The sequence below is a fragment of the Caballeronia sp. BR00000012568055 genome, from assembly GCF_029439455.1.
In the GTDB taxonomy this organism is placed as follows: Bacteria; Pseudomonadota; Gammaproteobacteria; order Burkholderiales; family Burkholderiaceae; genus Caballeronia.
In genome coordinates, this window is record NZ_JAQFVG010000279.1 from 1,349 (window position 1) to 5,011 (window position 3,663).

Annotated in this window: 4 protein-coding genes; all 4 read left to right on the forward strand. The window is 58.2% G+C overall.

The window, feature by feature from the left end; all coding sequences use genetic code 11:
* Window positions 1-72: 72 nt before the first annotated feature.
* Window positions 73-1,557, forward strand: a complete 1,485-nt coding sequence (gene tssC / locus P7F28_RS17110) for a type VI secretion system contractile sheath large subunit (protein ID WP_277185713.1) — start codon at window positions 73-75, stop codon at window positions 1,555-1,557.
* A 245-nt stretch (window positions 1,558-1,802) separates the two neighbouring features.
* The gene (locus P7F28_RS17115) at window positions 1,803-2,291 is read left to right on the forward strand and encodes an Hcp family type VI secretion system effector (protein WP_277185714.1); all 489 of its coding nucleotides are present in this window, start codon (window positions 1,803-1,805) and stop codon (window positions 2,289-2,291) included.
* A gap of 37 nt (window positions 2,292-2,328) precedes the next feature.
* The gene (gene tssE, locus P7F28_RS17120) at window positions 2,329-2,727 is read left to right on the forward strand and encodes a type VI secretion system baseplate subunit TssE (RefSeq protein WP_277185715.1); all 399 of its coding nucleotides are present in this window, start codon (window positions 2,329-2,331) and stop codon (window positions 2,725-2,727) included.
* Window positions 2,728-2,778: 51 nt separating this feature from the next.
* Window positions 2,779-3,663 (forward strand): type VI secretion system baseplate subunit TssF (tssF, locus tag P7F28_RS17125; protein ID WP_277185716.1); only part of this gene is annotated, 885 nt, incomplete at its 3' end.

Here is a 3,663-nt window from a genome sequence, read left to right on the forward strand (position 1 = left end):
TTCAGGAATTGATCGAAGACGAAGGCGTGCGCGCGCGTCTGATGACCGAACTCGGCATCGAGGAAAAGTGACATGAGCGATCTGGAAAAACAACAGGACACCGTAGCACCCGAAGCCGATGCCAGCGTTTCGCTGCTCGATCAACTGATCGAGTCGGCGCGCATCAAGCCGGGCGACGAAGCGTATTCGATTACGCGTCAGGGTATTCAGGCCTTTATCGGCCAATTGCTTGAGCCGCAGAATGCGGTGGAACGCATCACGCAGGCGACCGTGGACAGCATGATCGCCGATCTCGACCAGAAGCTCTGCGCTCAGGTCGATGCGATTCTGCATCACGACGACTTTCAGAAGATCGAGTCGGCATGGCGTTCGCTCAAGTTCCTCGTGGACCGCACCAATTTCCGCGAGAACGTCAAGATTCAATTGCTCAGCGTGAGCAAGGGCAAGCTGCTCGAAGACTTCGAAGATTCGGCCGACATCACCAAGTGCGGTCTGTACAAGAATCTCTATACGGCTGAATACGGCCAGTTCGGCGGCCAGCCGTTCGGTGCGATCGTGGCGAACTACGAGTTCGGTCCGGGCACGCAGGACGTCAAGCTGTTGCAGAGCGTGGCGAGCGTCTCGGCGATGAGCCATGCGCCGTTTATCGCCGCTGCGGGTCCGCAGTTCTTCGGTGTTGACGGCTACGATCAACTGCCGAACCTCAAAGACCTCTCGTCGATTTTCGAAGGTCCGCAATACGTCAAGTGGAATGCGTTCCGCGAGTCCGAAGATGCGCGTTACGTCGGTCTGACGTTGCCGCATTTCCTGCTGCGCGTGCCTTATGGCGCAGATACGGTGCCGGCCAAGAAGTTCAACTACAAGGAAGACGTGTCGGGCGGCAACAGCCAGTTCCTGTGGGGCAATGCAGCGTTTGCATTCGCTTCACGCCTGACGTCGAGCTTTGCGGATTATCGCTGGTGCGCCAACGTGGTCGGCCCGCAAGGCGGCGGCACGGTGGGCGATCTGCCGGTGTACACGTATGAGTCGATGGGCGAGCTGCAAAACAAGATTCCGACCGAAGTGCTCATCTCCGAGCGCCGCGAATTCGAACTTGCCGAGCAGGGTTTCATCGCGCTGACCATGCGCAAGAACAGCGACAACGCCGCGTTCTTCTCGGCCAATTCCGCGCAGAAGCCGAAATTTTTCGGTAATACGAAGGAAGGTAAGGAAGCCGAACTGAATTACAAACTCAGCACGCAACTACCGTATATGTTCGTGGTGAGCCGTCTGGCGCACTACATCAAGGTGATTCAGCGCGAAAACATCGGTACGTGGAAAGAGCGCGTCGATCTGGAAAGCGAACTCAACACGTGGATTCGCCAGTACGTCGCGGACATGGACAACCCCGCCGAAGGTGTGCGCAGCCGCCGTCCGCTGCGTCAGGCGGAGGTTGCCGTAGCCGATGTGGAAGGCGATCCGGGCTGGTATCGCGTGGACCTGAAAGTGCGTCCGCACTTCAAGTACATGGGCGCTTCGTTCACGCTGTCGCTGGTAGGCAAGCTGGACAAGAAGTAAGCCGGTCGATGCTGCGAAGCACGCCATGTTTCATCTGTAACGCAACGCGGAAAAACTGAAACGAACCCGTAACGGTGACCCCGCAATATGTGAAACATGCGCAGCACACAGAAGAGCTGAGCAACAAGCCGCGGTCGATAAAGACCGCGGCCTGATCAAACTGAAGCGGCGTGCGTCTCACTACTTAGCGTCACACGCCGCATCGACTCCGTCATAGTTTGCTACCGAATATAAGGGGAATTACCATGCCGATGCCGTGCTACCTCACCCTCGAAGGCCAAAACCAAGGCAAGATCGAAGGCTCCGTCAAAGTTCAGGGCCACGAAGGAAAAATTCTGGTTCAGGCCGTTGATCACACCATCGAAATTCCGAAGAGCCCGCAAACGGGCCTGCCGACCGGCAAGCGCGTTCACGGCGCGATGACCGTCACCAAGGAAATCGACAAGTCCAGCCCGAAGCTGTATCAGGCGCTGACTTCGGGTGAACAGATGAAGACGGTTGGCCTCGAGTTCTATCGCATTTCGCCGAAGGGTACGGAAGAAAAGTACTACACCGCGAAGCTGGAAAACGCGATTCTGACGAACATGAAGTCGTGGACGCCGAACGCGCTGGACCCGATCAACAAGCAAATGGGCCACATGGAAGACCTGGCCTTCACGTACGAAAAGATCACGTGGACGTACGAGCCGGACGGTATCGAAGCCGAAGATTCGTGGCTCGCACCGAAGGCATAACGCACGGCTTACGGGAGTTAAGGTGAGAGAGCGCCGGTTGCTGGAACGAATCGCGATGTGGGGTGCGGGCGAACAACGCACCAACGAGATACAGGTAGACGTGCTCGTGTCATCCGTGATGAGTCACCTGAGCCGGTTGCTCAATACGCGGCAAGGCAGCGCGCAGATCGACCCGCTGTTCGGCGTGCCCGATTTCACCAATCTTGCCGGCACCACCGCGATGGGTTCCACGCGCGAGATCGAAGAAGAGATTCGCCGCATGGTCTTGCGCTACGAACCGCGCATCAAGTCGCCGCGCGTCACGCTCAATCGCGAAGAGACCGACGTGCTGGCCATTCGCTTCTCGCTCGAAGGCTCGCTGGAAGTGGATGACCGCGAAATTCCCTTGCGTATCTCCACGACCGTGGGCGCGAATGGCCGCGTCAGCGTCGGCTGATCATACGTTATACAGAATAATTTATTCCGGCATTCGTCGAAGCATTCACGCATGTTCAATCGATACTATCAGGATGAGCTGAACAAGCTGAAAGGCCTGGCCGGCGAGTTTGCGCGCGCGAATCCCGCTATTGCGCCGATGCTCTCGGGCACGTCCGCCGACCCGGATGTCGAACGCCTGCTCGAAGGCGTCGCGTTTCTTACCGGCCTCACGCGCCAGAAGCTCGACGACGAATTTCCCGAGTTCGTTCAGGAACTCACGCATCTGCTGTTTCCGCATTATCTGCGACCCGTGCCTGCTTCCACGCTGATCAGCTTCGCGACCAAAGGCCCGCGCGGGCAAGTCGCGCGTGTCGCTTCCGGCACCGAACTCGCATCCGTGCCCGTGGATGGCACCGCCTGCCGCTTTCGCACCACCGCCGATCTCGATGTCGAACCGCTGCGCATTGCCGAAGTCAATCTGCTGAGCCACGCGGGCGCTGCGCCCGTGCTGATGATCGACTTCGAAATGGATGGCGGCCTGAGCATCGCGCAATGGAACGGCGATTCGATCCGCTTGTTCCTCAACGGCGGTTATGTCGATGCAGCAAAACTGCTGCTGCTGTTGATGAGCCACGTCACCGATGTGCGTATTTCGAGCGGCAGCGGCGAGCGGCTTTCGCTGGGCGCGAAGAATATCCGCACCAGCGGCTTCGATGCCGATCTGCTCGCGTATCCGAGCCACGCATTGTCTGGATACCGAACGATTCAGGAGTTCTTCGCGCAGCCGGAGAAGTTTCTGTTCGTCGATATCGTTGGTTTGAAGCGCTGGACCGCGAACGCGAAAGGAACCGGCTTCAGCATCGTGATGACGCTCGATGCCTTGCCCGAATGGGTGCCGGAGATCAACGCGCAGAGCTTTATGCTCAACGTGGTGCCTGCCATCAACGTGTTCTCG

Bases quoted from the DNA above. Each gene is read 5' to 3' on its own strand.
- tssC (WP_277185713.1), top strand. From the start codon at position 73: ATGAGCGATCTGGAAAAACAACAGGACACCGTAGCACCCGAAGCCGAT.
- P7F28_RS17115 (WP_277185714.1), top strand. From the start codon at position 1,803: ATGCCGATGCCGTGCTACCTCACCCTCGAAGGCCAAAACCAAGGCAAG.